The sequence below is a fragment of the Streptomyces minutiscleroticus genome, assembly GCF_014650875.1.
In the GTDB taxonomy this organism is placed as follows: Bacteria; Actinomycetota; Actinomycetes; order Streptomycetales; family Streptomycetaceae; genus Streptomyces; species Streptomyces minutiscleroticus.
Window position 1 is genome coordinate 1 of record NZ_BMVU01000148.1, and the last position, 3,631, is coordinate 3,631.

4 protein-coding genes are annotated in these 3,631 nt (G+C 65.0%); 3 read left to right on the forward strand and 1 reads right to left on the reverse strand.

Going from position 1 to position 3,631, the window contains the following annotated elements; all coding sequences use genetic code 11:
* Positions 1 to 308: transposase (locus IE271_RS40335; RefSeq protein WP_229919973.1), on the forward strand; the 308-nt coding region annotated here is incomplete at its 5' end.
* Positions 309 to 342: 34 nt separating this feature from the next.
* Here the strand turns inward: IE271_RS40335 and IE271_RS40340 are convergent.
* Positions 343 to 540 (reverse strand): hypothetical protein, encoded by a 198-nt coding sequence (locus tag IE271_RS40340; protein WP_190195398.1) that lies wholly within the window; start codon positions 538 to 540, stop codon positions 343 to 345.
* 917 nt (positions 541 to 1,457) lie between these two features.
* Between IE271_RS40340 and IE271_RS40345 the strand changes: the two genes are divergently transcribed.
* Complete coding sequence (locus IE271_RS40345; RefSeq protein ID WP_190195399.1) at positions 1,458 to 2,660, forward strand: sensor histidine kinase; 1,203 nt, start codon at positions 1,458 to 1,460, stop codon at positions 2,658 to 2,660.
* Complete coding sequence (locus IE271_RS40350; RefSeq protein WP_190195400.1) at positions 2,657 to 3,379, forward strand: response regulator; 723 nt, start codon at positions 2,657 to 2,659, stop codon at positions 3,377 to 3,379. The genes IE271_RS40345 and IE271_RS40350 overlap by 4 nt, the downstream gene beginning before the upstream one ends.
* Positions 3,380 to 3,631: the final 252 nt, after the last annotated feature.

A 3,631-nucleotide genomic window follows, 5' to 3' on the forward strand; every position in this document is an offset into this window, starting at 1 on the left:
AGACGCCCCTGTCCCGGCGCTTGCACCGTACGGCCGTGAACCAGGCCCGGCCACCAGGAAAGCGGCACCCAAAAAATTTCATACCAGGTACCAATCCACTGGAGCGGCTGAACCGGGAGATCAAACGCCGCGCGGACGTGGCCGGCGTCTTTCCCAACCAGGCCGCGCTGGCCCGGCTGACCGGCGCCGTCCTGGCCGAGCAGCACGACGAATGGCAGGTAACCGACCGCCGCTACCTCTCTGAAGGCTCCATGGTCCAGGTCGCTGCCGGCGAACCGGTGGCGGCGCCCGCACTCACCGGCGCATAGTCGAAACACACCCGCTGAGCGTCACGTGGCCAATCTAACTCCACCACTCAGCGGGACATGACCGACTGCAGTCGTTCAGTGCCAGATCTCGCAGGTAGGCGGTAGCCGCCTCGATCTCGTCGTCGTACGCGTTCACGACGATGTACGGCGGGTGGACGCCCCGAGCGGGGACAACGGCCCCCACCCGGGGCAGCTCGGCCCGCCCCTCGATCAGTTCCTGTCGCAGTTCCAAGGTGTTCCTCCTCGTCGATCGCACTGACCATCACGTCGATCAACGAGGGGAGTGGGTGCAGATAACTGTGTACCGCCTGCTGCGGTTGCTCTTACTTCCCACCTGGCACTACTTCCTCTGGAACCTCACGTCCCAGTCTCCAGATGTCCATAATCAAGGAGAAGTTTCAGGGCCGATCGCGGGGTACAGCTGGGGCGCACTGCTTTCGACGCGGTCGCCGCTCGAGCTCATCGGGGGCACCAGTCCGGAGCTGCGGGCCCGTTCGGTGAACGCCCGCGAGCTGAATCCGCTCTTTTTCGAGGACTGGGACACGGGAGCCGAACGGACGACTCGGTCTCGTCGGCACCCTTTGCCCGCAATCTCTACTTGCGAACCGTCCGGTCGACGTCATCGCCTGAACGTAGGCGAGCCTCTCAGATACGACGCCGTGCGGATGTCCGTCGTCCTGGAAAGGCGGCATTCTTCCCATGGAACAACTTCCTCCGGAGCGACGCGAAGGGTATGGAAATGCCTGCATCGTGCGACTCGTTGTCCTTTATTCGGCAACGTGACCTGCCCGGCCTCACGACAAGTGGTCCGGCCCGGGAAGGGCTCGCTCCAGGGGACGCGATCCTGGTTCCTGGTCCCCTGGAGCGACTGCGCGACGACGGCATACCACCAAAAGTACCGCCGGTGTCCGACGCAAGTGGCGTGGACGGACACGCGGGTGTCGAGCGCGTCCTCATAGGACGCACCACGATCCCGGATCCCGCCCAGCACCCCGAAGGTATAACGCCTCCTGTTCGCCGGACGCACGCCTTCTTGTGTATCTGCGAGCAAGGCGTTCTCGGCATGCAGGACCTGACGGTCGCCCAAGCTGTGCGCAGGCACCTCGGCTCAGTGAGTCGCGAACCCATGCATGCGCGTCGTTCACGAGGATGACCACCGACCTGCGCCTGCCGGCCAGGCGCTTGGACTTCATGCTCGTGATACTGCTGTGTCTGGCGGATCTGGCGATATTTTTGGGAGCGGCTCCCGGCGCCCCTCCCGGAGGGTATATGGCTTTCGTGGTGTCAGTGGGATACCTGCCACTCTTCTGGCGCAGATGTCGCCCGTTACTCGTACTGATCCTGACGATGGCACACAGCTTTCTGATCGAAACCCTATTCAGCGAACACTGGCCGGTGTTCAATGTGTGGCTCGCTCTGGGTGCAGTTGCCTTCTACTGCCCTCGACGCACCGCCGAGTGCGGACTGCTCGCTGCATTCTTGTCCATGGCCTGGTTCGTCATCGACACGGGTTCTGGCGGCATCCGGACTGCTCTGACATCGATCATCGCGAACGGCGGGTTACTGGTCGCCATCTTCGAGGCCGGGCGGTGGGCCGCCTGGACTGCACGGCGCCGGCAGGAAGATGCCGAACGGGCCGCAGCGGACGCCGTCAGGGCAGAACGTCGTTGTATCGCGCGGGATCTGCATGACATCGTGACCCACGCGGTCAGCCTGATGTTGCTTCAGGCCGGCGGAGCAGCCCATACGCTGCGGGTGGATCCTGCGCGTGCCGAGACGGCGCTGGGGCACGTCGACGAACTGGGACAGCAGGTCGTCGTCGAACTGCAGCGGATGCTCGATCTGCTCGCCGCCGATACCGATCGTTCCGCCACGCAACGTCTTCCCGAATTGCGAGATCTCCAGCAGCTGGTCGAGCGTATGAGGACCGACACCTTCAAGGTGAGCCTTGACGTCACGGGTACCCCCGTGCCGTTGGCTCCGGGAGTGGACCTCTTCGCCTACCGCATCGTGCAAGAAGCTCTCATCAACGCCATTCGCTATGCCGACCAGCACTTCCCGGTGCGGATCACGGTCGCCTGGCGTCCGGCGGTACTGGAGATTCAGGTGTCCAATCAGGTCTCCTGTGCCCGAAGCCCGCTACCCCGACGGTTTTCGAACGGCCGTGGCCTGATCGGGATGCGCGAGCGGGCGGCTGCGGTCGAAGGCCGCTGTCAGGCCGGGGTGCGGGCGGACGGGAGCTTCCGTGTCAGGGCCTTTTTCCCCTTGGTACGTCCCACCCCTCAGGCCCCGGAACCACCTGCAGAGGTGACGGAGCAATCTTCGCCGCCGATAACGGAGCCGCAGCCATGACCACTCAGCGCCGCACTTCCACACGCATTCTGCTCGCAGACGACGAGCCACTCGTCCGCGCCGGATTGGCGATGCTCTTGGAGGCCGAGGACGGTCTCGCCGTCGTAGGCGAGGCCTCTGATGGTATACAGACCGTCCAGCGGGCCATGCAACTGCGTCCGGACGTCATCGTGATGGACGTCCGCATGCCGGGCATGGACGGGGTCGAGGCCACGCGCAGGCTTGCCGAGGATGCCTTCGTCGACAAGGTGGGATCCACCGCCGCCGTGCTCATCTTGACTACCTTCAACGACGACGAGGCCGTCTACGCCGCTCTGCGAGCCGGTGCTTCCGGTTTCATGCTCAAAAACGCCGCGCCCAAGGACCTCGCCGCGGCGGTACGGGCGGTGGCCGCAGGCGACGCCTGGCTCCACCCGGCCGTGGCTCGCAAGCTGCTGACCGACTTCACCGACCGTCCCGACCCCGACCTGCCGACTCCGAAGGAGATGCAGCGCCTGACCCCACGCGAGAAGGAGGTGCTGGTGCTCGTCGCCCACGGCCTGACCAATCACGCCATCGCGGAGCACCTCGTCCTCAGCAATGCCACGGTCAGGACACATCTGGGCCGCATCCTCGTCAAACTCGGACTGCATGACCGGGCCCAGGCGGTGGCCGCCGCCTATCGATGCGGCCTGCTCCTGCCCGGTGACGATCCTCCGCCCCAGTCCGGCAAACCGTAGCCGCAGGAGGGGCAGGCCGTGGCCCGCCCCTCCTGCGACCGGCTCGGCCCGATGACGTTTCGAACTTCCGCCCGGCGGCCCGCCGCCAGTTCGACGGTCCGTCCTCGACCTTGCACTTTGTGTCTGCCGGCCGTCGTTCCGGCGCAGGAACGCATCTAGTGTCTCGTGATCCTGTTCATGTCAGTTCGAGTTGTTATTGACGAGTTTCTTCACGTTGGCCGCGACGAACCTGACCTTCGCGAGGACCTCGCC

Bases quoted from the DNA above. Each gene is read 5' to 3' on its own strand.
- IE271_RS40345 (WP_190195399.1), top strand. From the start codon at position 1,458: ATGACCACCGACCTGCGCCTGCCGGCCAGGCGCTTGGACTTCATGCTC.
- IE271_RS40350 (WP_190195400.1), top strand. From the start codon at position 2,657: ATGACCACTCAGCGCCGCACTTCCACACGCATTCTGCTCGCAGACGAC.